The following is a 21,763-nucleotide window of genomic DNA, read 5'->3' as shown; positions in this document are numbered from 1 at the left end:
CTCAGCCCCCTCGCTTCGTGTCCATCCGCAGGACCCGGGCCGCCGGGAACCTCAGGTTCAAGAACCCCGTCGCCGCGTTGAACTGCTCCACCCGATCTCGCGCGTTGCTCAAGCGCCCGGCCGCCACGCTGATCAACGTCGGCGACGTCGTCCCCAGCACCGTCGCGTCGTCGTTGCGCCAGGTGTCCGGGCGTTGCCGCAACGCTGACAGCTGCTCCGCGGGCGTCGAACCCGGAAGCGTCAACCCCCGCGACGCCGTGTCCACCGGCTCCTCCCGCTTCAACGCCACCAAAACGTCGTACCAGCGGTAACTCCCCGCCTGCCAGCGGACCTCGACGCCGTCGCACCCCGGACCACCCGACAACGTCTGCCGGGCCGACGAAGTCAAATGCGCCAGGAACGCGTCCGCCGAGTTGTACTCCGTGATTCCCGCGTACCGGGCGTCCACCGCGGTCTGGAGCCGGTGCGCCACCGCGCACTCCAACGTCCGCTCGTCGTACGCCGCGTGCAGCGAAGCGATCCACGACGAGGATGGCGAAGGCGCGGGACGGCCCGTGATGTGCGCGACCGTCAGCAACTCCAGCCACAGCACCAGGCGCGGGTCCTCGTCCGCGCGGTACACCGCGTCGCCCAGCTCCCGGAGCGAACACGGCCGGGCGGCACACGACTGTCCACAAGCGACACTGCGCCGCGAAGCCAAAGCCGGAGTCGAAGAAGCCAGAGAAGCGTCCTCGAGAGACGCGCGCAGCGGCATCGACAGCCGCAGCGGGCGGTCCATTCCGTCGGTGAACACCGCCGCTCGGCCCGGGGGCAGCGTCACGACGTGGCGGGACTGGGCCTCGCTCAGGTTCATCGTCGCGCCGACCGCCGAACGGTCGTCCAGGGCCGGGAGGCGGTGGAGGATCTTGCACGCCGTGTTCTTGATGACGTCCGGCACGATCTTGCCCGGGATCTGCTCGGCCACGACGATCCCTTCGCCGTACGCCCGGATCTCCGCCAGCAGCGACGTGAACAGCTCCACCGCGTGCTCGGTCGGGCTCCCCGGCTCCGCCCGCTTCAGCAACCGGTGCGCCTCCTCCAACACCAGCACGTGCTTGAGACCCGACGCACCGGCCACGTGGTGGACGCGCAGGTGCTCGAACAGGCGGATCAGCACCGCGCCGATGAAGAACGCCTTGTCCATGTCGGACCCGATATCCTCGATCTCCAGGACGACGTTGCCGCGCAACAACTCCGCGACGTCCAACGGGTGGCCGCCCTCGAAGAACCGGCCGGGCGTCCCCAGCCGGAGGGAGCCGATGCGGACGTCGACGAAGCCGCGGACGTTGTCGGCGACCTCCTTGCCGTAGCCGATGCCCTTGACCACCTCGATCGCCGTCGTCTGCAGGTCGCCGAGGCTCGGGTACTTCACCGGCCCGACGCGGCCGCGCACCTCGCCCGTCACCGGGTCCCAGCCCTGGTCGACGTAACACCTGGTCAGCGCCTGCGCGAGGACCTGGGGGAACGGCTCGTCCGCGTCGAACGCCGCCAGGAACAGCGCTCGCGTGAGGTCCAGGTGGGTCTGCAGCGGGAAGCCGGCCGCCGGTTCCAGCGGGTTCAGCCCGGCCGGGTACGCGTCCGGGTCGCCCGGGCGGATCACCGTCACCCGGCCGGCGGGGCCGAGCCGGCCCGCCATCGCCGCGTACTCGGCCTTCGCCGGCTCGATGACCAGCCACGGCACGCCCGCCTCGTGCAGGCCTTCGAGTAGGTGCCGGACGGTCTGGGACTTGCCCGAACCCGTCGCGCCCGCGACGAACGTGTGGCGGTTGAGCGTGTCTAGCGCGACGCGGAACTCGCCCACCGGCTGGTCGGCGTCGTCGAGGACCGTGCCGAGCGGGATCTCGCCGGTGAACTCCGGGGTGACGTCGAACAGCGGTGGCTCGGTCATCCGGATCCCCGGCAGCTCGCGCCGCGGCGGGCGGGCGATCGCGGCGACGAACTCGCCGGGCGCCGAGAAGGCGCCCTCGTTCTTCCACACCGCGTCGAACGGGACGCAGTCCGTGCCAGGTGTCAGCACGTACGGGAGCGCGTCGAGGTCGCTGGCACTGCAGAGCAACGCCGCCGCGGCGCGGGTGCCCGGCTCGTCCGGGCCGCCGACCAGGACGTGCACTGTCCACAGCCCGGCGGACTGCGCCCGTGACAGCTCCCGGTACCGGCCCTCCGCCCGCAGCAGCGCGATCCGGTCCGGCTCGGAGTTCTCCCGCTGCCGCAGCCGCGGGATCGTCGTCTCGAGCCCGAGCAGCTCCCGCTCGACGTCGTCGCCACTCCGGGGTTCGGCGATGATCAGCCAGACGAACTCGCCGGGCAGGTGGGCGACGTAGTCGTCGAAACCGCCGCGGCCCGGTGGCCGCTCGCCCGACTGCGGTGTCCACAGTGGATCGGGCGCGCCCGTGCAGCGGGTCCACGCGGGCAGCGCGGCCCAGTCCGGCGTGGGTACCGGCGTGCCCAGGCTGCCCGGCGGGTAGAGGATCGCGCCGGCCGGGCGCGCGACGGGCGAGTGCGGCCGGCCGCCGACCAGCACGCGCAGGGGGCGTGCCCCGCCCGTGCGCTCCCAGGCGACGGCGAACGCCGCGTCCGGGCCGCGGTGGCGCAGGTCGGCGTGGGCCGCGGTCAGCGCGGCGAAGAGCTGGGCCGGGACCCGCCCGCCGGTCTCGTCGGGCCGGTCGGCGTCCGTCGCCAGGTCGTCGCCGCGGGGAACGGACAGCAGCCGGTGGAAGCGGAAGCCCTCCGACAGGGACATCAGCGCGGCAGCGCGTCGCGGGCGACCCGGTCGAGCAGGACGATGCCGGGGTTGCAGTCGCCCATGACCACCCGACGCCCGGTGGGACCGGCCTCGACCAGCACGAACGCCGTCGGCGCGAGCGACTGCAGCGCGGTCGGCTCCACCTGGAACTCGTACACGCGGGCCCGCGTCTCGCCCTCGCTGCGCGAGATGGCTTCGGACTGGTTGACGGTGTCCTGCCAGTTGCTCTCGCGCGAGGTCGACGAGCTGGTGTTCCGGCTCCAGTTCGAGCCCGACGACCACGACCCGCCGCTGCCGCCGCTACCGCTGTTGAAGCTGCTGCTGCCGCCGACGCTGTAGCCGCGGCTGTTCGACGAGCCCACCGAGCCGCCGGTGCTGGACGAGTTGCCCTCGGTGAAGGTCTTGCCCATCTCGGCGGTCAGCTGCGAGAGGACGAACTTGAAGCCGCGGCCGATGAACTCCGCCGCGTTCGCCGCCTCGTTCGCGTTGCCCAGCTGCATCAAGAGGCTGACGCTGCCGGAGCCGCCGAGCAGCTTCTGCAGGTCGTCGCGCAGGTGCCGGAGCAGGAAGACGAGCCGGACGCCCGCGCGCCGGGCCTGCTGGGCCATCGCTTCGAGGGCTTCGAGGCCGATCTGGTCGGCTCCCGCGACGACCAGGACCTCGCGGCCGGTCGTGTCCCGCGAATGCAGCTCCTGGAGCGCGCGGTGGAAGACGACGTGGTCGAGGAACCGCTTGTGCCGCCCGATCTTGGTCCGGGTCGCGACGACCGAGAGGCCGCGCGACGGCCAGCTCGCCCGGAACCCGGTGGGCACGCCTTCGGCGGCGTTCTCGGCCCGCGCCAGCCCGCGGATCTCGCCTTCGAGCGCGATCAGCTCGTTGCAGACCTGCTCGGTGTTGCCGACGGTGTCCACATAGGAGTTGAGCTTCCGCAGCTCCTCGGCCGACAGCGTCTCGTCGGAGCCCGCGTCGTACACCCGGCGCAGCACCTGCAGCCCGGCGACGAGCTTGGTGAACGTGACCGGCCCGCTCAGCCGCTCGGCGACGGTGGTGAGCAGGTCGGCGTGCAGGCCGCGCAGGTCCTGCCCGAGTGCGGTCCGGTTCAGGTTGTACATGGCTTCGGCGAGGACCTCGGCCAGCTCGTGCGGGTCGAGGTCGCCGAGCAGGCCGAACGCGCCGAGGTCGCGCGGCAGCTCGTGCACCGCGACCTCGTAGCCCTTGGCGGCCGCGGCGATCGCCAGGTCGTCGCCGACGGCCATGTCGGTCAGGTCCAGCAGCAGCATCGACGCGCCGCCGGCCAGCTGGGCGGCGCCGCTGGTGGCGAGCAGGCTCGCCCAGCCGTCCTCGGTCCCGCCGAAGACGTCGACGCGGTTCGGCCGAGAGCTCAGCTTCACCGGCTGCCACAGCATCGCGGAGCCGAAGCGGTCGCGCTCGCGACGGTCGTGCTCGGCGACGCGCTGCTCCCAGGCGAAGTGGGCTTGCGTGTACGACTCGAGCGCGCGGTTGTAGTTGGACTCGTAGCCGCGCTTCATGACGGTGAACCGCCGCCGCGTCCGGAAGAAGTGCACGACCGCGAGGATGATGCCGATGCCGAGCACGACGGTGGTGGTCACCTCGGCGGCCTGCGGGATGGTCTTCGAGACGGCGTCCATCATGCCGCCGACCATCACGACGAGGACGAAGGTGAGCGCGAGCCAGCCCAGCAGCCCCAGCCAGGCACGCTTGCTGCGCCGCTGCCGCAGCTGGTAGTCGTGCGGCGCGTACACCTGCTCGGCGACGGGCGGGGCGGCCGCCTCCGGGCTCAGGGTGACCGCCGCCGGCGGGGTGAACTCCCAGCCCCAGTTTTCGCGTGCCCCGAAAAGCCGCTCCCACATCTCGGTCGTGCCGCCGACCGCAACGTCCCGCCCCTGCACTGGCCCCTCCGGAGTCCGCCATTCGCCCGGTTGCCGGATCAGTGTGCCCCGGAGGACCGACGAAAGTGACAGCGTTCCCCCGATCGTCCACATCCGGCCACTGTCCGCTGGACGGCACGTGGCCGGGGGCGGACACTCGGTGCGTGCGCTTGGCGATCAGGGTCGGCGGGGTCGTGCAGGGCGTCGGCTTCCGGCCCTTCGTCCACGGTCTGGCGCTGCGGATCGGCGTCTCCGGGCTCGTCGGGAACGACGTCCACGGCGTGTTCGCCGAAGCCGAAGGCACGCCGGATCGGGTCGGGGATTTCGTCGCCGCGCTGACGGCCGAAGCGCCGCCGCTGGCGGTCGTCGAGCACGTCGAGACCCGCGAAATTCCCCCGATCGGGGACACCGGGTTCCGGATCGTCGCCAGCCCGGCCGGCGGGGCCGCCGACACGCTGATCTCCGCCGACTCCGCGACCTGCGCCGACTGCCTGCGGGAGCTGCGCGACCCCGGCGACCGGCGGTTCCGGTACCCGTTCGTCAACTGCACGAACTGCGGCCCGCGGTTCACGATCGTCCAGGGCGTGCCCTACGACCGGCCGCTCACCACCATGGCCGGCTTCGCGATGTGCGCCGAGTGCGAGCGGGAGTACGACGACCCGGCCGACCGGCGGTTCCACGCCCAGCCCGTCTGCTGCCCCGCCTGTGGCCCGGAGCTGCGGTTCGAGCCCGGTGGCGGGGAGCCGATCGCGGCGACCGTCGAAGCCCTGCGCGAGGGGAAGGTGGTCGCGATCAAGGGGCTCGGCGGCTACCACCTCGCCGTCGGCGCCCGGCACGAAGAGGCCGCGACGAACCTGCGTGCGAGGAAACACCGTGAGGACAAGCCGTTCGCCGTCATGGTGGCCGACCTCGCGCAGGCCCGGGAGCTGGCCGAAGTCGATGCGAAAGCCGAAGAGGTGCTCAGTGGCAGGCGACGGCCCATCGTGCTGCTCCCGAAGAAGGCGGATCTCGCGGCCGCCGTCGCGCCCGGGAACCGGCGGATCGGGCTGATGCTGCCCTACACGCCGCTGCACCACCTCCTCCTGCAAGAGACCGGGCCGATCGTGCTGACCAGCGCGAATGTGTCCGACGAGCCGATCGTGTACCGGGACGAAGACCTCGGCCGCCTGAAGGGCATCGCCGACGCGTTCCTCGTCCACGACCGGGCGATCCACGTCCGGACCGACGACTCCGTCGTCCGGATCACCCGCGGTGGACCCCAGGTCCAACGGCGGTCACGCGGCTATGCGCCGGAGCCGGTCCGTCTCGACACGAAGCGGCACCTGCTCGGCTGCGGCGCCGAGCTCAAGAACACCTTCTGCCTCGCCAAGGGCCGCCACGCTTTCCTCTCGCACCACATCGGCGACCTGGAGAACTACGAGACGCTCAAGTCCTTCACCGAAGGCATCGAGCACTTCAAGCGCCTCTTCGACATCGAGCCGGCGCTCGTCGCGCACGACCTGCACCCCGAGTACCTGTCCACGAAGTACGCGCTCGACCTGGACGCCGACCTGCTCGGCGTGCAGCACCACCACGCCCACATCGCCGCCTGCCTGGCCGACAACGGCGAAGACGGTCCGGTCCTCGGCGTCGCCTTCGACGGCACCGGCTTCGGCCCCGACGGCACCATCTGGGGCGGCGAGTTCCTCCTCGCCGACCTGACGAGCTACCGGCGTCTCAGCCACCTTCGGCCGGTCGCGATGCCCGGCGGTGTCATGGCCATCCGGCAGCCCTGGCGGATGGCAGCGTCCTATGTGGACGAACTCGGGCGGCCGGCCCGGGAAGACGTCGTGAAGCTCAAACGCAGCGGCCTCAACTCACCCCTGACCTCCAGCGCCGGCCGCCTCTTCGACGCCGCCGCCGCGCTGCTCGGCGTCCGGGACACCATCACCTACGAAGGCCAGGCCGCGATCGAGCTGGAGCAGCTGGCCGACCCGGCCGAAACGACCGCCTACCGGGCGCGCATCGACGAGGAAGTCCACGGTGAGGACCTCATCGCCGCGCTCCTGGACGACCCCAGCGCGAAACCGAAGAGAGCCGCCCGGTTCCACAACGGTGTCGCCGACGCGATCGCGCGGACCTGCGACCGCTTCCGGGACCACAGCACCACGGTCGCGCTCTCCGGCGGTGTGTTCCAGAACGTCCTGCTGCTCGACCGGACGGTCGACGAGCTGGAACGACGGGGCTTCCGCGTCCTGACCCACCGGAACGTGCCCACCAACGACGGCGGGATCAGCTTCGGACAGGTCGCCGTAGCCAGTCGTACCACTCGGTGAGGCCGTCGCCGCGCGTCGCGCTGACCCGCAGCACCGCGGCCGACGGGTTCACGCGGCGGACGTCCCGTTCGAACTCGGCGACGTCGAAGTCGACGTACGGCAGCAGGTCGACCTTGTTCAGCAGCACGAGGTCCGTCGCGGCGAACATGTGCGGGTACTTCAACGGCTTCCCCGGCCCCTCGGTCACCGACAGGACCACGACCCGCGCCGTCTCGCCGAGGTCGAACAGCGCCGGGCAGACCAGGTTGCCGACGTTCTCGATGAACAGCGTCGAGCCCGCCGGCGGTGACAGCGAATGCAGCGCCCGGTGCAGCATCGACGCGTCGAGGTGACAGCCGGCGCCGGTGTTGATCTGCACCACCGGCGCGCCCGTGGCCTTGATGCGTTCGGCGTCGAGCAGCGTCTCCTGGTCGCCCTCGATCACCGCGCACGGCGCGTCCGAGGCCCGGATGGTCCGCTCCAGCAGCGTCGTCTTCCCCGCGCCGGGCGAGCTCATCAGGTTGATCGCGAAGACGTCCGACGCACGCAGGTGCGCGCGGTTGTGCGACGCGAGCTCGTCGTTCTTCGCCAGGATGTCCTGCTCCATGACCACGGTGTGCGCGTGGTCGGTGATCCGGACGGCCGAATCCGAGCAGCCGCAGGTGTCACACATGGCTGACCTCCACCGAAGTGATGCGCAGTTCCCGCCCCGCGAGCACCGCAACGTCGGCGCTGCCGCAGGGGCAGAGCAGGATGAAGTCGTCGAGGGTGAACTCGTCGCCGCAGTCGCGGCAGCGGGCCTGGCCCCTCGGCTCGGCGATGTCCAGCCGGGCACCTTCCAGCGAAGTCCCCGCGCAGAGGACGTCGAAGCAGAACCGGACGCTGTCCGGCACCACCCCGGACAGTCGCCCGATCTCGAGGCGGACGCACGACACCGCCGCCTCGCCGAGGCGGGCGACGATCGCGTCGACGACCGACTGCGTGATCGCCATTTCGTGCATTCAGCAGATCCTCGGCAGCGGGTCCCCGACCAGGAGGTCCACGATCCGGGTGCCGCCGAACGCGGTGTTCAGCAGCACGATCCCCGGCGGGTCGTCGGCGATCCGGCCGATCACCGCGGCGTCCGCGCCGAGCGGGTGCGAGCGCAGCGCGGCCAGGGCGGCGTCGGTCTGGGCGCCGTCGACGACGACCACGATCCGGCCTTCGCACGCGACGTACAGCGGGTCGATGCCGAGCAGCTCCGACGCGCCGCGGACCTCGTCGCGCACCGGGACGGCCTTCTCGTCGACGACCACGGCGACCTCCGCGGCCTTCGCGATCTCGTTGAGGATCGTCGCGACGCCGCCGCGGGTCGCGTCGCGCATCGCGCGCACGCCGGGGACCGCGGCCAGCAGCCCGGCGACCAGCTCGTGCACCGGCGCGGTGTCGGACTCGAGGTCGGCGTCGATGTCGAGCTCGCCGCGGGCCAGCATGATCGTGACGCCGTGGTCACCGATCGGCCCGGAGACGAGGACGGCGTCTCCGGGCTTCACGGTGGCCACGCCGAGGCCCGTGCGGGTGAGCACCCCGACCCCGGCCGTGTTGACGTACACGCCGTCGGCCTTGCCGCGCTGGACGACCTTGGTGTCTCCGGTGACGATCTGGACGTCCGCCGCGAGCGCCGCCGTCTTCATCGAGTCGACGATCTTCAGCAGGTCCTCGACGGGAAAGCCCTCTTCGAGGATGAACCCCGCGGTCAGGTACAGCGGCCGCGCGCCGGACACGGCGAGGTCGTTGACCGTGCCGTTGACCGCCAGGTCGCCGATGTTCCCGCCGGGGAAGAACAGCGGGGAGACGACGTAGGAGTCCGTCGTCAACGCGAGCCGCGCGTCGCCGATGGTCAGCGACGCCGAGTCTTCGAGGGGTTCCAGCAGCGGGTTGCGGAACGCGTCGAGGAACACCGCTTCGATCAGCGTGTGCGTCGACTTGCCGCCCGCGCCGTGCGACAGCGTGATGCGCTCTTCACGCACTTTCGCGCGCCGGCGCCGGGCGCGCTCGATGCGGTCGAGGACCTGCTGCTCGCGTTCGGTGGTGGTCATGCGCGGCTCGCCTCCCGGACGCGCTGACGGCTGAACCGCCCGAAGTTGTAGTACGCCGCGCAGGCGCCTTCGGGCGAGACCATGCACGTCCCGATCGGCGTCTCCGGGGTGCACGCGGTGCCGAACACCTTGCACTCCCACGGCTTCAGCACGCCCTTGAGCACCTCGCCGCACTGGCACGCCTTCGGGTCGGCGACGCGCAGACCCGGGATCTCGAAGATCCGCTCGGCGTCGAACTTCGCGTACTTCGCGCGGATCGCCATCGCCGAATGCGTGATGAACCCGAGGCCGCGCCACTCGAAGTACGGCCGCAGCTCCATGACCTCGTTGATGGCCTTCAGCGCGACGAGGTTGCCGTTCCAGGGGACGACCCGGGAGTACTGGTTCTCGACCTCGGACCGCCCCGACGAGAGCTGCAGCATCAGCATGTAGATCGACTGCAGGATGTCCAGGGGCTCGAACCCGGCGACGACGACGGGCTTGCCGTAGTCGCGGGCGATGAACTCGTACGGCCGGCAGCCGATCACCGTCGAGACGTGGCCCGGGCCGATGAAGCCGTCGAGCCGCAGGTCGGGGGAGTCGAGGATGGCCTTGATCGCCGGGATGATCGTGACGTGGTTGGCGAACACCGAGAAGTTCTCGATGCCTTCGGCGGCCGCGCGCAGGAGCGTCATCGCGGTGGACGGCGTGGTCGTCTCGAACCCGATCGCCATGAACACGACCCGCAGGTCCGGGTTCTGCCGCGCGATCTTCAGCGAGTCGAGCGGCGAGTAGACCATCCGGATGTTCGTGCCCTCGGCGTTGGAGTCGAAGAAGTTCCCGCCGGAGCCGGGCACGCGCATCATGTCGCCGAACGACGTCATGAGCACCCCGGGCTGCCGGGCGATGTGGATGGCGTCGTCGATGCGGCCCATCGGGATCACGCACACCGGGCAGCCCGGCCCGTGCACCAGCGTGATGCTCTCGGGCAGGTAGTCCTCGAGGCCGTGCTTGTAGATGGTGTGCGTGTGCCCGCCGCAGACCTCCATGAACTTGTAGTGGCGGCCCGGCTCGCACAGCGACGTGATCTTCGCGGACAGCGCCCGCGCCTTCTCCGCGTCGCGGAACTCGTCGACGAAACGCATGACGACTCCTCTAGTCGATCCGGGATTCGAGCAGGGCGGCCATTTCGTCCTCGTAGGCCTTGCCGATGCTTTCGAGGAACTCCAGGGCGGCCGCGGCCTCCTGCTCGTCTATTTTGGACAGTGCGAAGCCGACGTGGATGAGGATCCAGTCGCCCGGCTTCGGCGGGTCGTCGTCGAGCAGGCCGATGTTGATGAGCCGCTTGACGCCGCTGACCGAGACTTTCGCGAGGTCCGGGCGCTCCTCGCTGAGTTCGATGATCTCGCCCGGGATCCCGAGGCACATGGCTCAGACCTCCGTGGTTTGCAGCCTCGGGCTGGTGCCCCAGGCCAGTTCGGTGACGGCGCGGACCGCGGCGGGGACGGCCGCGGTCACCTCGGGTGACAGGCCGATCCCCTCGTCGAGGCAGGCCGGTTCGCAGCCGACGAGCAGGACGCGTCCGGCGTCGCCGCCGAGCAACCTGAGCAGCCGGAACACCGCGTCCGGCCGCATGCCGTGCGCGTCGATCGACGCCGTGGCGGCCAGGTCCTCGGTGTCGGCCTCGATCAGCGAGAGCGTCCCGGGCGGACGGCCGTGCGGGGTCGCGTCGAGCAGGATCGTCGTGTCGTAGCCGCCCATCAGGTCGTAGGCGAGGTGCATGCCGGCGATGCCGTAGTCGGCGATCTGCACCCAGGGCGGCAGGTCGGTCCCCTCCAGCTCCTTGATGACCTCGACGCCGAAACCGTCGTCGCCCAGGAAGATGTTGCCGATGCCGGCGACCAGGACTCGTGGCCTCATTCCGCGACCTCCAAGGGTTCGATCTCGTCTGGGGAGAAGTACCGGTACCGCCCGTGCGCGTGCTGCAGGTCGGCGCCGGGGTCGTCGTCGAGGGTGACCGCGACGTGCGTGCCGCCGTCCACATCGGACAGGACGAGCCGCACGGTGGCGTCCCGGCCGGTGAGGAATATGTCCTGGGCGTCCGTACCGCGCAGGTTCGGCCGCAGCCGCACGCGCGATCCGACGGCGACGCGGACACCGGCGACGACCACCGAGGGCTCGACCGGTCGTAGGGACCGGACCGCGCCGTGCAGCCGCTCCAGCAGCTCGGGCGGCATCGAGTCGACGCGGTCCACGATGGCCGCCGCGCGGGGGTCGGTGGCCCGGGCCTCGCGCTTCTCCTCGTCGGTCAGCGTCATCGTGCGCAGCGTCAGGATCTCGTCGATCTCCGTGCCGTCGAAGAGCTCCCCGGCGCTTTCGGCGGCGATGGACGGGTCGTCGTAGAGGATGATCGGCGACGCGAGTACCACCGTGCTGCGTGACGTGTCGCCGATCAGCACCGGCCACAGCCGCTCCTGCCGGCAGGCTTCGACCGCGGGTTTCGCCCACTCCGGCGGGTCCAGCATCGACAGGAAGTGCCCCGTGTCGACGCTGAGCACCAGGTGGGCGGCGAGCAGCGCGTGGCGCAGGGCGTGCTCGCGGACGCCGTCGGACTGCCACGACGTCGTGTTGTGCAGGTCCAGCCGCAGCCGGGTGCCGCCGAACGGCCCGTCGAGCGGGTCGGCCCGGGCGGTGAGGATGCCGGACAGCTCGTGCGTCCGCTGTCCGTCGCCCGGCACGTGGAACGGCGCTTCGGCCGGGAGTTCCGAGAGCGGCAGCTCGAAGTCGATCTCGTGCTCGACGGCTTCGTCCCACGTGGTGTCCTGCGTCCGGGTCTGCAGGAACCGCAGCTTGACGTGCAGGATCGTGTGGGCCAGCGGCTCGATGACGCACTCGACGCGGGCCGACGCGTGCTCGCCGATCTCGGCCGACGCGTACGACGGCGACATCAGCACGCCCCACTGCCAGCGCACGCGGTTCTTCCCCGCCGACGCCCGGTACGGGTAGAGGAGGTAGCCCTCGTAGAGCACGGCGTCACCGACCGCGCGGGCCTGCTCGAGAACGTTCACGGCCCACCGGCCAGCAGCTGCTCGACCGCGGCTTCCCAGGTCGGGATCGCGTGCTGCGCCTTGTACTTGAGCAGCGCGTCCACCGTCTCCCGCGGCAGCTTGATCCACGCGACGTTCGGGAAGTAGCGGGACATCAGGTCGTCCCAGACGCTCACCGGCATCCGGCACTCGGCCTGTGTGTGCCACGGCACCTGCTCGACCCAGAACCCCGGCCCGCCCTTGCCGAACACCGTCCCGCTGAACAGCAGCACCATCGGCACCACGCCCTCGGACAGCGCGTGGAAGTACTTGCCGGCGGCGACTTCGAGGTCGTAGGTGCACGGCACCTCGGCGTCGACCTCGGTGGCGCCGGTGAACCCCGGCACGGTCACCGAGATCGTCGTGAACTGGAACGGCTTCAGCGTCTCGCCCCACCGGGACCGCTCGCCGAAGAGGTGGGTGAGCAGCTCCGACTCGTCGTCGCTGTACCGGCGGCGCTGCGGCTCGATGCGGATCTGGACGCGCAGCACCATCGCGTGGACGGGCTGCCCGCTCAGCTCGGAGATCCGCAGCTTGAACGCCAGCGTCGGGGACGCGGCGTACTTCAGCGGCCGGACGTCGATGCAGTCGAAGGTCAGCTCAGCCATCGCTGCGCTCCCGCAGCCGCGCGAAGAAGCCGTCGATAGCCTCGTGTGCTTCGGTGCCGCCGTCGAAGCCGCGCCACGTCGTCCGGACGAGCCCGACCAGCTCGTAGCAGACGTCGATCGGCACCAGGAACCCCTCGAAGCCGTCGTCGAGCTGGTTCACCAGGAGTGCTTCGACGTCGTCGGTGACGTCGGCGAGCAGGTCGTCGCCCGTGCCCAGCGGGAGCAGGGACTCCGTCGCACCCGCCGGGCTCGGGTAGAACGCGACGATGCGGTCCTGCACCGAGTTCCGGAACAGGAACGCCGTCCGGACCGGGATGCCGGCCGACGCCCACAGCGCGGCGCCGGGCTCGAAGTGCGGGAGGTGCCGGACGCGGTCCGGCACCGCCCGGTGCCGTTTCCCGCCCGCGCCGCGGTGGGTGAAGAGCAGGTAGCAGCCCCGGCAGGCGCACATGATCGTCCGGGATTCGAGGTCGATGACGTGCCCGTGCCCGTCGCCGATCGGTTCCGCGCACATCTCGCACTTCTCGCCCGGCGCGGCGCGCTGGACGGGAGCGCGGAACCTGCGCAGGCCGCCCGTCACGGGACCTCCACGGGACACGGGACCAGCGGCAGCAGCGGACGGCCGCCGGGCCCGGTTTCCTCCGGCACGACCCCTTCGACGACGACGTCGGAGATCTCCGGCGCGGCTTCCCGGACCACGCGCTCGATGGCGTACTTGGCGGTGACCGTCGAGGACGGGCAGCCGTCGCAGGTGCCCTGCAGCCGCAGCCGCAGGACACCGTCGGCGATTTCGACGAACTCGACGTCTCCGGCGTGCGAACCCAGGTACGGACGGACCTTGTCGAGCGCCTCGGTGACGCGTTCGTGCGTCGACCGGGGGTGCAGGTCGTGCAGCACGAGCAGGCCGCGGATGTGCTCGTCCGCGGCCAGCCGGTCCAGCATCGGCCGGTCGACGAGCTCGACGATCCGGGCCAGGCCGGCGCCGTAGAACTCGAGCAGCGTGTGGACGAGGTCCTCGGCGAGCTCGGCGTCCGGTCCGCCGAACTCGCCCAGCAGCTGCTCGATGCGCTCGCCGACCCGGTCGACCTCCGTCATCCGAGCTCTCCGCCGAACGCGTGCGGGGTGTGCAGCCGCTCGATGACCTTGCCCTTGCCGGTGTACATGTGGACGCCGCAGGGCAGGCACGGGTCGAAGCTGCGGACCGCGCGCATGATGTCGATGCCCTTGAAGTTCTCCTGCGTGTTCTCCTCGAAGATCGGCGTGTTCTGGACGGCGTCCTCGTACGGCCCCGGCGTGCCGAAGCTGTCGCGCACGCTGCCGTTCCACGGCGTCGGCGGGTACGGGTGGTAGTTCGCGATCTTGCCGCCCTTGATCACCATGTGGTGCGAGAGCACGCCGCGGACCGCTTCGGTGAAGCCGCAGCTCACGCCCTCGTCCGGGACCTTGAACGGCTCCCACGTCTTGGTGTTGCCCTTGCGGACCTCACCGAGGGCCTGGTCGGCGAAGTGCAGTGCGAGGGCGGCCGCGTACGCCTGGAAGTACGTCCGGGCGCGGTTGCGCTCGAGCGCGTTGCTCCACTTCGGGATCTTCCACTCGAACTCGACTTCGGGCTTGGTCGCCGTGCGCGGCAAGGAGATCTTGACGCTGTGGCCGGTCGACTTCAGGTACGGCGTGTCGACGAGCCCGGCCAGCGCCGTCACCCACAGCCGGGCGATCGGGCCGCCGCCGGTGTCGAGGGCCAGGTGGTCCTTGCCGTCGAACCAGCGCGGCGACATCGTCCACGAGTACTTGCCGTCGAAGTCGCGCTTGGCCGGGCGCGGGATGGTGTGCTGGTTCCACGGGTGGCGCTGGTCGACCGGGTTGCCCAGCGGGTCCTGCGTGACGAACATCGGCTGGTCGGCCCAGTCCTCGTAGAACGAGCTGCCGAGCAGGATCCGGATCCCGAGGTTGATGTCGACCAGGCTCGTCGTGACGAGCTTGCCGTCGACGACCACGCCGGGCGTCACGAACATCTTGCGGCCCCAGGCCTCCATGTTCTCGTAGGTGAAGTCGCAGTGCACGGGGTCGTTGAGGCTGCCCCAGCAACCGAGCAGGATCCGGCGTCGCCCGACTTCTTCGTAGCCGGGCAGGGCTTCGTAGAAGAAGTCGAAGAGGTCGTCGTGCATCGGCAGGCAGCGCTTCATGAACTCGACGTAGCGCATGAGCCGGGTCAGGTAGTCGGTGAACAGCTGCACGGTGGCGACCGTGCCGACGCCGCCGGGGTACAAAGTGGACGGATGGACGTGCCGGCCTTCCATGAGGCAGAACATCTCGCGCGTTGACCGGCTGACCTGGAGGGCTTCGCGGTAGAACTCACCTTCCAGCGGGTTCAGCGAGCGCATGATGTCGCCGATGGTGCGGTAGCCGTGGTCACCCGCGTGCGGCGCCTCGGTGCGGTTGGCCAGCTCGAGGACGCCGGGGTTGGTCTCGGCGACCATCCTCTCGCAGTAGTCGACCCCGACCAGGTTCTCCTGGAAGATGTTGTGGTCGAACATGTACTCGGCGGCCTCGCCGAGGTTGATGATCCACTCGCCGAGGTGCGGCGGGCGCACCCCGTAGGCCATGTTCTGGGCGTACACCGAGCACGTCGCGTGGTTGTCGCCGCAGATCCCGCAGATCCGGCTGGTGATGAAGTGCGCGTCGCGCGGGTCCTTGCCCTTCATGAAGATGCTGTAGCCGCGGAAGACCGACGACGTGCTGTGGCACTCGACGACGCGCTTGGCCGCCCAGTCGATCTTCGTGTAGATCCCGAGGCTGCCGACGATCCGGGTGATCGGGTCCCACGCCATCTCGACGAGGTCGGTCTTGTCCTTCATCTCGGTCATGACCGCGCCTCCGCCTGGTAGCCGGTGTCGAGCTTCTTGCCCGTGTGCCGCCACTTGGGCTCTTTGTCGAGCTTGCGCTCGGTGATCTTCCGCAGCCGGCGGATCACCGAGCCGTACGCGCCGCTGGCCAGCGACGACACCTGCGCGCCCGGCGGCTCGTCCATGAACGGCATGAACTTGTCCGGGAAGCCCGGCATGGTGCAGCCGATGCAGATCCCGCCGACGTTCGGGCAGCCGCCGACGCCGTTGATCCAGCCGCGCTTGGGCACGTTGCACTTCACGACCGGGCCCCAGCAGCCCAGCTTGACCAGGCACTTCGGGGAGCCGTACTCGGTCGCGAACTCGCCCTGCTCGTAGTAGCCGCCGCGGTCGCAGCCTTCGTGCACGGTCGCGCCGAAGAGCCACTGCGGCCGCAGGTGGTCGTCGAGCGGGATCATCGGGGCCTGCCCGGCGGCCTGGTAGAGCAGGTAGGTGATGGTCTCGGACAGGTTGTCGGGGTGGGTCGGGCAGCCGGGCACGCAGACGATCGGGATGCCGGCGCCGGACTTCCAGTCCCAGCCCAGGTAGTCGGGCACGCCCATGGCGCCGGTCGGGTTGCCCTCCATCGCGTGGATGCCGCCGTAGGTCGCGCACGTGCCGACGGCCATGACCGCCAGCGCCTTGGGCGTCAGCCGGTCCAGCCACTCGCTGGTCGTCATCGGCTGGCCGGTCTCGGGGTTGTTCCCGAACCCGCACCAGTAGCCCTCTTCCTTGATCGCCTCGTTCGGGATCGAGCCCTCGACGACCAGCACGAACGGTTCCAGCTCGCCGCGGTCGGCTTTGTAGAACCACTCGATGAACGTGTCGGCCCCCTTGTCCGGGCCGCATTCGAAGTCGATCAACGGCCAGTGGACCGCGATCTTGGGCAAGCCGGGCAAAGCGCCGAGGACGATTTCCTCGATGCTCGGTTGCGTGGCGGCGGTCAGCGCGACGGAGTCGCCGTCGCACGAGAGGCCGGCGTTGATCCAGAGGATGTGGATGGGCTGCTCTTCGGTTTGTTCTGCGGCATGCGTCACGGCTGATCACCCTTGGCGAAGTCGTCGAGCGCGCCGAGGGTCAGCTCCCACAGCGCGTGGTAGAGGGTCGTCTGGGCTTCCTGGATGCGGTGCACGGAAGGTGACGGGACGACGAAGAGGTGGTCGATGCTGTCCAGCTCGGCCATCTTTCCCCCGTCGTAGCCGGCGATGCCGACGGTCACCAGGCCGCGCCGGGCGGCTTCGTCGAAGGCGCGCAACAGGTTCGCGGAGTTGCCGCTCGTCGAGAGGCCGACCGCGATGTCGCCGGGACGCCCGAAAGCACCGATCTGCCGGGCGAACACGACGTCGAACCCGATGTCGTTGGACAGGGCGGTCACCACCGCGATGTCGTTCGTCAGCCCGAAGGCGGGCAACGGCTTCGCGTCGCCTGCCGGGCTGAGGAACAGGCTGGCGAGGTCCTGGGCGTCGGTCGAGCTGCCGCCGTTGCCGAAGGCGAGCAGCCTGCCGCCACCGCGGAACGCGCGCGCCAGGTCCTGCGCGCACGCGAACAGGCGGTCGCGGTCGGCCGCGAGCACGTCGCCGCGCAGGGCGACGATCTCGCGCACCTTGTCCACAGTGGACTGCTCGACCTGGCGGATGACGGCGTCGAGGTCACCGGAACCCGCATACAGGAACGGGTACAGCGCTTCGAGACCATCGGTGACGGGGTGTTCCCGCGTCATGCCGGTTCTCCCGCGGCTAAGACTTCTCCAGACGTGCGATTGCTTCCCCGGCGTGCACCAGGATGCGGTCGCCGACGCCGGCTTCGACCAGCGCGACACTGACCTCTTCCCGGGTGGATCCGGTGTCCACGACAGCGAGCTCGTCTTCGAGGAGCTCGACCACGGTCACCTCGACCGCGGTGTCGGAGCAGGTGATGCACACCCCGTCGTGGCAGACGGGGCCGGCTTGTCTGTCGGCGTCACGGGCGTTCACGACGCCACCTCCGGGGACAGCAGGCCGGGTTGCTCGAAGAAGACGTGCACCAGCTCCCACAGCACGTGGTAGGTGGTCACGTGGACCTCCTTGACGACGCGGGGGTCGCTCGACCGGGCGACGAGGACGTGGTCGAGCCCGGGGGTCGCGGCGATCGCCCCGCCGTCGCCGCCGGTCAGCGCGACGGTGAGCATGCCGGCGTCCCGGGCCGTTTCGAGCGCGCGGCGGACGTTCGCGCAGCCGCCGTCGGTGGAGATGCCCAGCGCGATGTCGGCGGGCTCGCCGATGATCCGCAGCTGGTGGGCGAAGACGTCGTCGAGGCCGACGCGGTTGGCCACGCCGGTGACCGTCGCGACGTCGGCGGTGAGCGAGAGGGCGGGCAGCGCCCGCTTGCCGACGATCACCGGGTGGACGAACTCGACCGCGACGTGCTGGGCGTCGGTGCTGGGGCCGCCGTTGCCGAACACCACGAGCTTGCCGCCGCGGTGGAAGCGGCGGGCCATGCCGTGGCACGCCTCGGCGACCGTGTGCGCGTCATCGGCCAGCGCGAGCACGGGCGCCTTGCGGCGCTCGAAGAGGGCGTCGACGGAGTCCGGGTGATTCGGTGACCACGGCATCGCGGCACTTCCTCGGGACGACTGCTCGGTGGTGGGAGCGCACCCCAGATTAGAGATGTGAGTTGGATCACACAAGAGTACGAAGAGGGTCTCCGCTACGCCAAGTGGGTCTGATCAGCCGCTCAGACGTGGTGCTCGCGGTCGTCCTGAAGGTGCTCCGCCCGGGCGAGCCACTGTTCCGCCTCATGGCCGGACCCGCGTGACCGCAGCATCCGGGCCAGGCTGAGCATGCCCTGGACGTCTCCGGTCTCCGCGGCCCGCCGGAACCACTGCTCGGCTTCCGCGAGGTCGTCACGGTGTTCGGCGAGGTGCCCGAGGTTGGTGAGCGCCGGGACGCTGCCGTGTTCGGCCGCCTTGCGGTACCAGGCGGCGGCCTCGCCTTCGTCGCCGCGGTTGCGGGCGAGCACGCCCAGGTTGGTCATCGCCGCGGGGTCGCCGCGCTCGGCGGCGTCGAGGTACCAGTTCTCGGCCTCTTCGAGGTCGCCGCGGCGGTGCAGCAGCAGCCCGAGCCGGACGATCGCCTCGACGTGCCCGCCGGTCGCGCCCTGGCGGTACCAGTTCTCGGCGTCGGCGGGCCGGCCGAGGCGCTCGGCCTGCCGGCCCAGCTGGCAGGTGGCCGCGAGGTCGCCGGCCAGCACGGCCGAGCGCCACCAGCGGGAAGCTTCGGCGGCCTGACCGCGGTCGCGGAGCACGATGCCCAGGTCGATCATCGCGCTGGTGATCCCGGCGTCGGCGGCCTGCCGCAGCCACGTCTCGGCCTCTTCGGTCCGGTGCTGCTCGCGGAGCAGGTGCCCGAGCGCGGCGATCGAGGGCAGGTCACCGGTCCGGGCCGCCTCGCCGTACCAGTGCTGGGCGTCTTCGCGCTTGCCGCGCCGCTCGTACGACTTGGCGAGGTTCAGCATCCCGTGCGGCTCGCCGGCCAGTGCGGCCTCGTGGTACCAGCGCTCGGCCTCGTCGAGCACACCGCGGTCGGCCAGCAGGTGGGCGAGCGAGGTCATCGAGACGCGGTCGCCGCCCATGGCGGCCTTGCGGAACCACGTTTCGGCCTCGGCGAGGTCCCCGCGCTCCCGCATCGCCGACCCCATGCGGGCCATGGCGACGACGTTGCCGCCCTCGGCGGCTTTGCGCTGGAAGAACTCGTCGAACTTTTTGAGCCGGCCGGGCATCGGCTGCTCCCTCCGGATGGGTCCTGCTCCGGTAGTCGCAGTTGATCGGCTTGATGTGACACCTCTGCCGTGGGTGGGCGAGGTCACATTCGCGCCAGGTCGTCGTGTCGGCGCGGTTTTCCCAGGCCGGCAGGGGTGAGACTACGCCGCGCCCAGGTGAATTCGAGAGGAGAAAATCGTGTCGGCCCGCGGCTTTCGGCTCAGCGTGACCCAACGATCTCTGCTGGTAGTCGCGATACTGGCGATCGCACTCTTCGGGTACTGGGCCACGAGCAGAAGCTCCGGCGCGACCCCGCCGCCGTCGTCGTCCTCGGCACCGGTTCCGGCAACGGCCGCCGACGTCCAGAAGCAGCTCGGCGAGCTGACCATCGCCGCGCGGACGTCCATGGACGGCTACTCGCGCGAGAAGTTCCCGCACTGGGTCGGCCAGGGTTCGAGCTGCGACACCCGCGAGGTCGTCCTGAAGCGCGCCGGCACCGACGTCAAGACGGACAAGGACTGCAAGGCGACGTCCGGGACGTGGAAGAGCGTCTACGACGACGCGACCTGGACCAAGGCGACCGACCTCGACATCGACCACATGGTTCCGCTCGGGCAGGCCTGGGCCAGCGGCGCCAAGACGTGGACGACCGAGAAGCGCCAGCAGTTCGCCAACGACCTCACCCGGCCGCAGCTGTTCGCCGTCACCGACAACCTCAACCAGCAGAAGAGCGACAAGGCCCCGGACCAGTGGAAACCGCCGCTCGTGGCGTTCTGGTGCACCTACGCGACCGACTGGATCGTGGTGAAGCACTACTACGGGCTGACCGTCACCGAAGCGGAGAAAACGGCCTTGACGGACATGCTGCGGCGCTGCTGAGCTGGCCGCTATGACGACCTTCGCGCTGATCCACGGGGGCGGCGGCAGCGGGTGGGACTTCCACCGGCTCGGCCCGGAACTGGTCGCCCGCGGCCACGCCTTCGTGGCGCCGGACCTGCCGATCACCGACTCCTCGGCCGGGCTTTCCGACTTCACGGACACGGTGCTCGCCGCGTTGGGCGACGCTTCGGACGTCGCCGTCGTCGGGCACTCGTACGGCGGGTTCACGGCACCGCTGGTCGCCGAGAAGGTGCGCGCGCGGCTGCTGGTCTACCTGGCCGGGATGATCCCGGCGCCGGGGGAGCAGCCGGGGCAGTGGTGGGGCAACACGGGCTTCTCGGCGCCCACCGGCTTGACCGACCTCGAGACGTACTTCAACGGCGTCCCGGCTCCGCTGGCCGAGGAAGGCATGGCGCACGGGCGCGACCAGATGAGCAAGGAGTGGGACGAGCCGTGGCCGCTGGCGGCCCACCCGGACGTCCCGACCCGGGTCGTGTTGTGCCGCGACGACCGGTTCTTCACGCCGGACTTCCAGCGCCGCGTCGCCCAGGAGCGCCTGGGGATCGAGCCGGACGAGGTCGACGGCCCGCACTGCGCACCGCTGAGCCACCCCGCGCAGATCGCCGATCTGCTGGTGAGCTGCCTGTAGGCCGTTCGGCGGACCGAGAAACTTAAAGGTCTAGACCTATTGACTGTGTGGTCCAGGCCACTTAACGTCGTTTTCGCGGCGAACCCGCACCTCCCCACCTGCGTCACCTCCACCCCGGTCCCCACCATGGAGGTTCCTCGTCATGCGCTTCGCCAGGGTCCTCGGACTCGCCGCCCTCACGGCCGGCAGCCTCCTCGTCGCTCCCGCCGCACCCGCGTCGGCCGCCGCTTTGCCCGCCTGCCAGCACTTCTACCAAGGCACCATCCCGGACCGCCCGGTCACCGGCGGCCACGGTCCCGGCACGCTCGTCGGCGCCGTGAACGTCGGCAACCGCCTGCCCGCGCCCGGCTCGGTCGCCGGTGGACTGGGTGCCGACGGCAAGGTCACCTTCACCTTCGCCCGCGTCTCCGGCGCGAAGGCCTACCGCGCGTTCCGCAACGGCCAGGCCCTCCAGTGGATCAGCGACTGGGGCCAGCCGACGCTCACCGTCACCGACGCGAGCCCCTGCCTGAACGCGAACTACCAGCTCTACGCGATGACGGCCGAGGACAACTCGCCGGGCTCGCTCGGCCAGATCTCCACTTCGTACCGCCTCGACAGCGGCAACCACCTCGCGACCTACCGCATCCCGGCCGGTACCACGCTCAGCTACCGCGTCACGTCCTACAACGACGTCGCCCAGACCGCGCTCGGGTACAGCGCCGGGCCGGGCTTCTGCGCCGTCGACGCCCGGATCATCCCGTGGGGCACCCGGTTCTCGGTGCCGGGCTACGGCGAGTGCTACGCGGCCGACATCGGCAGCTGGATCAAGGACGACATCGTCGACGTCTGGCTGCCCGGCTCGCAGGCCGACGCCTGGGGCATCCAGCGGCTCACCCTGACCGTGCGCTGAGAGGGGACG

General features: G+C 70.6%; 22 protein-coding genes. 4 read left to right on the top strand and 18 right to left on the bottom strand.

Annotated features, from left to right (window positions below; translation table 11 throughout):
* Position 1: 1 nt before the first annotated feature.
* Positions 2 to 2,779: an ATP-binding protein gene (locus tag ACZ7OU_RS04795; RefSeq protein ID WP_470254255.1), complete on the bottom strand. Its 2,778-nt coding sequence runs from the start codon at positions 2,777 to 2,779 to the stop codon at positions 2 to 4.
* Positions 2,779 to 4,692: a hypothetical protein gene (locus ACZ7OU_RS04790; protein WP_470254254.1), complete on the bottom strand. Its 1,914-nt coding sequence runs from the start codon at positions 4,690 to 4,692 to the stop codon at positions 2,779 to 2,781. Before ACZ7OU_RS04790 ends, ACZ7OU_RS04795 begins: the two co-directional genes overlap by 1 nt.
* A 143-nt stretch (positions 4,693 to 4,835) precedes the next feature.
* Between ACZ7OU_RS04790 and hypF the strand changes: the two genes are divergently transcribed.
* Positions 4,836 to 6,986 (top strand): carbamoyltransferase HypF, encoded by a 2,151-nt coding sequence (gene hypF, locus ACZ7OU_RS04785; protein WP_470254253.1) that lies wholly within the window; start codon positions 4,836 to 4,838, stop codon positions 6,984 to 6,986.
* Here hypF and hypB read toward each other — a convergent pair.
* From hypB to ACZ7OU_RS04705, 16 genes are all read right to left on the bottom strand, one after another.
* A complete protein-coding gene (gene hypB / locus ACZ7OU_RS04780; protein ID WP_470239844.1) occupies positions 6,943 to 7,638 on the bottom strand; it encodes a hydrogenase nickel incorporation protein HypB in 696 nt (231 codons plus the stop codon). The genes hypF and hypB overlap by 44 nt on opposite strands.
* Positions 7,631 to 7,966, bottom strand: coding sequence for a hydrogenase maturation nickel metallochaperone HypA/HybF (locus tag ACZ7OU_RS04775; RefSeq protein ID WP_470254252.1), 336 nt, complete (start codon positions 7,964 to 7,966; stop codon positions 7,631 to 7,633). The genes hypB and ACZ7OU_RS04775 overlap by 8 nt, the downstream gene beginning before the upstream one ends.
* Positions 7,967 to 9,043, bottom strand: coding sequence for a hydrogenase expression/formation protein HypE (gene hypE, locus ACZ7OU_RS04770; RefSeq protein WP_470239842.1), 1,077 nt, complete (start codon positions 9,041 to 9,043; stop codon positions 7,967 to 7,969).
* Positions 9,040 to 10,167: a hydrogenase formation protein HypD gene (gene hypD, locus ACZ7OU_RS04765; RefSeq protein ID WP_470254251.1), complete on the bottom strand. Its 1,128-nt coding sequence runs from the start codon at positions 10,165 to 10,167 to the stop codon at positions 9,040 to 9,042. The genes hypE and hypD overlap by 4 nt, the downstream gene beginning before the upstream one ends.
* A 10-nt stretch (positions 10,168 to 10,177) precedes the next feature.
* Positions 10,178 to 10,450, bottom strand: a complete 273-nt coding sequence (locus tag ACZ7OU_RS04760) for a HypC/HybG/HupF family hydrogenase formation chaperone (protein WP_155548558.1) — start codon at positions 10,448 to 10,450, stop codon at positions 10,178 to 10,180.
* 3 nt (positions 10,451 to 10,453) lie between these two features.
* Complete coding sequence (locus tag ACZ7OU_RS04755) at positions 10,454 to 10,942, bottom strand: hydrogenase maturation protease (RefSeq protein WP_470239840.1); 489 nt, start codon at positions 10,940 to 10,942, stop codon at positions 10,454 to 10,456.
* Positions 10,939 to 12,090 (bottom strand): hypothetical protein, encoded by a 1,152-nt coding sequence (locus ACZ7OU_RS04750; protein WP_470254250.1) that lies wholly within the window; start codon positions 12,088 to 12,090, stop codon positions 10,939 to 10,941. The genes ACZ7OU_RS04755 and ACZ7OU_RS04750 overlap by 4 nt, the downstream gene beginning before the upstream one ends.
* Positions 12,087 to 12,716 carry a DUF6084 family protein gene (locus ACZ7OU_RS04745; RefSeq protein ID WP_470254249.1) on the bottom strand — a complete coding sequence of 210 codons (630 nt, stop codon included), beginning with the start codon at positions 12,714 to 12,716 and terminating at the stop codon, positions 12,087 to 12,089. The genes ACZ7OU_RS04750 and ACZ7OU_RS04745 overlap by 4 nt, the downstream gene beginning before the upstream one ends.
* Entirely contained in the window at positions 12,709 to 13,296 is a 588-nt protein-coding gene (locus tag ACZ7OU_RS04740) for a DUF5947 family protein (protein ID WP_470239837.1), read from the bottom strand. Before ACZ7OU_RS04740 ends, ACZ7OU_RS04745 begins: the two co-directional genes overlap by 8 nt.
* Positions 13,293 to 13,811, bottom strand: coding sequence for a NifU family protein (locus tag ACZ7OU_RS04735; RefSeq protein ID WP_470254248.1), 519 nt, complete (start codon positions 13,809 to 13,811; stop codon positions 13,293 to 13,295). The genes ACZ7OU_RS04740 and ACZ7OU_RS04735 overlap by 4 nt, the downstream gene beginning before the upstream one ends.
* On the bottom strand, positions 13,808 to 15,580 hold the full coding sequence (locus ACZ7OU_RS04730; RefSeq protein WP_470239835.1) for a nickel-dependent hydrogenase large subunit: 1,773 nt from the start codon (positions 15,578 to 15,580) through the stop codon (positions 13,808 to 13,810). Before ACZ7OU_RS04730 ends, ACZ7OU_RS04735 begins: the two co-directional genes overlap by 4 nt.
* Positions 15,577 to 16,635, bottom strand: coding sequence for an NADH-quinone oxidoreductase subunit B family protein (locus tag ACZ7OU_RS04725; protein WP_470239834.1), 1,059 nt, complete (start codon positions 16,633 to 16,635; stop codon positions 15,577 to 15,579). The genes ACZ7OU_RS04730 and ACZ7OU_RS04725 overlap by 4 nt, the downstream gene beginning before the upstream one ends.
* Positions 16,632 to 17,318, bottom strand: a complete 687-nt coding sequence (locus tag ACZ7OU_RS04720; protein ID WP_470239833.1) for a D-sedoheptulose-7-phosphate isomerase — start codon at positions 17,316 to 17,318, stop codon at positions 16,632 to 16,634. The genes ACZ7OU_RS04725 and ACZ7OU_RS04720 overlap by 4 nt, the downstream gene beginning before the upstream one ends.
* A gap of 16 nt (positions 17,319 to 17,334) precedes the next feature.
* A complete protein-coding gene (locus ACZ7OU_RS04715) occupies positions 17,335 to 17,520 on the bottom strand; it encodes a HypC/HybG/HupF family hydrogenase formation chaperone (RefSeq protein ID WP_470240772.1) in 186 nt (61 codons plus the stop codon).
* A 47-nt stretch (positions 17,521 to 17,567) separates the two neighbouring features.
* Positions 17,568 to 18,188, bottom strand: a complete 621-nt coding sequence (locus ACZ7OU_RS04710) for a D-sedoheptulose-7-phosphate isomerase (RefSeq protein WP_470254247.1) — start codon at positions 18,186 to 18,188, stop codon at positions 17,568 to 17,570.
* Between the two features lie 122 nt (positions 18,189 to 18,310).
* Positions 18,311 to 19,354, bottom strand: a complete 1,044-nt coding sequence (locus tag ACZ7OU_RS04705; RefSeq protein ID WP_470254246.1) for a tetratricopeptide repeat protein — start codon at positions 19,352 to 19,354, stop codon at positions 18,311 to 18,313.
* Positions 19,355 to 19,532: 178 nt separating this feature from the next.
* On the opposite strand from ACZ7OU_RS04705, the gene ACZ7OU_RS04700 reads away from it, so the two are divergent.
* The 3 genes from ACZ7OU_RS04700 to ACZ7OU_RS04690 all read left to right on the top strand — a co-directional run bounded on the left by ACZ7OU_RS04700 (position 19,533) and on the right by ACZ7OU_RS04690 (position 21,754).
* Positions 19,533 to 20,213 carry an HNH endonuclease family protein gene (locus ACZ7OU_RS04700; protein ID WP_470239830.1) on the top strand — a complete coding sequence of 227 codons (681 nt, stop codon included), beginning with the start codon at positions 19,533 to 19,535 and terminating at the stop codon, positions 20,211 to 20,213.
* A gap of 10 nt (positions 20,214 to 20,223) precedes the next feature.
* Entirely contained in the window at positions 20,224 to 20,862 is a 639-nt protein-coding gene (locus ACZ7OU_RS04695) for an alpha/beta fold hydrolase (protein WP_470254245.1), read from the top strand.
* Positions 20,863 to 21,004: 142 nt separating this feature from the next.
* Complete coding sequence (locus tag ACZ7OU_RS04690; protein ID WP_470239828.1) at positions 21,005 to 21,754, top strand: 3D domain-containing protein; 750 nt, start codon at positions 21,005 to 21,007, stop codon at positions 21,752 to 21,754.
* Positions 21,755 to 21,763: the final 9 nt, after the last annotated feature.

This window comes from Amycolatopsis sp. NPDC114505 (assembly GCF_055633615.1).
This window is presented reverse-complemented; position numbering and strand designations above follow the sequence as displayed.

Coding starts and splice junctions, on each gene's coding strand:
- ACZ7OU_RS04760 (WP_155548558.1), bottom strand. CDS start 10,450: ATGTGCCTCGGGATCCCGGGCGAGATCATCGAACTCAGCGAGGAGCGC.
- ACZ7OU_RS04690 (WP_470239828.1), top strand. CDS start 21,005: ATGCGCTTCGCCAGGGTCCTCGGACTCGCCGCCCTCACGGCCGGCAGC.
- ACZ7OU_RS04705 (WP_470254246.1), bottom strand. CDS start 19,354: ATGCCCGGCCGGCTCAAAAAGTTCGACGAGTTCTTCCAGCGCAAAGCC.
- ACZ7OU_RS04735 (WP_470254248.1), bottom strand. CDS start 13,811: ATGACGGAGGTCGACCGGGTCGGCGAGCGCATCGAGCAGCTGCTGGGC.
- ACZ7OU_RS04720 (WP_470239833.1), bottom strand. CDS start 17,318: ATGACGCGGGAACACCCCGTCACCGATGGTCTCGAAGCGCTGTACCCG.
- hypE (WP_470239842.1), bottom strand. CDS start 9,043: ATGACCACCACCGAACGCGAGCAGCAGGTCCTCGACCGCATCGAGCGC.
- ACZ7OU_RS04795 (WP_470254255.1), bottom strand. CDS start 2,779: ATGTCCCTGTCGGAGGGCTTCCGCTTCCACCGGCTGCTGTCCGTTCCC.
- ACZ7OU_RS04745 (WP_470254249.1), bottom strand. CDS start 12,716: ATGGCTGAGCTGACCTTCGACTGCATCGACGTCCGGCCGCTGAAGTAC.
- hypD (WP_470254251.1), bottom strand. CDS start 10,167: ATGCGTTTCGTCGACGAGTTCCGCGACGCGGAGAAGGCGCGGGCGCTG.
- ACZ7OU_RS04730 (WP_470239835.1), bottom strand. CDS start 15,580: ATGACCGAGATGAAGGACAAGACCGACCTCGTCGAGATGGCGTGGGAC.
- ACZ7OU_RS04775 (WP_470254252.1), bottom strand. CDS start 7,966: ATGCACGAAATGGCGATCACGCAGTCGGTCGTCGACGCGATCGTCGCC.
- hypB (WP_470239844.1), bottom strand. CDS start 7,638: ATGTGTGACACCTGCGGCTGCTCGGATTCGGCCGTCCGGATCACCGAC.
- ACZ7OU_RS04755 (WP_470239840.1), bottom strand. CDS start 10,942: ATGAGGCCACGAGTCCTGGTCGCCGGCATCGGCAACATCTTCCTGGGC.
- ACZ7OU_RS04710 (WP_470254247.1), bottom strand. CDS start 18,188: ATGCCGTGGTCACCGAATCACCCGGACTCCGTCGACGCCCTCTTCGAG.
- ACZ7OU_RS04695 (WP_470254245.1), top strand. CDS start 20,224: ATGACGACCTTCGCGCTGATCCACGGGGGCGGCGGCAGCGGGTGGGAC.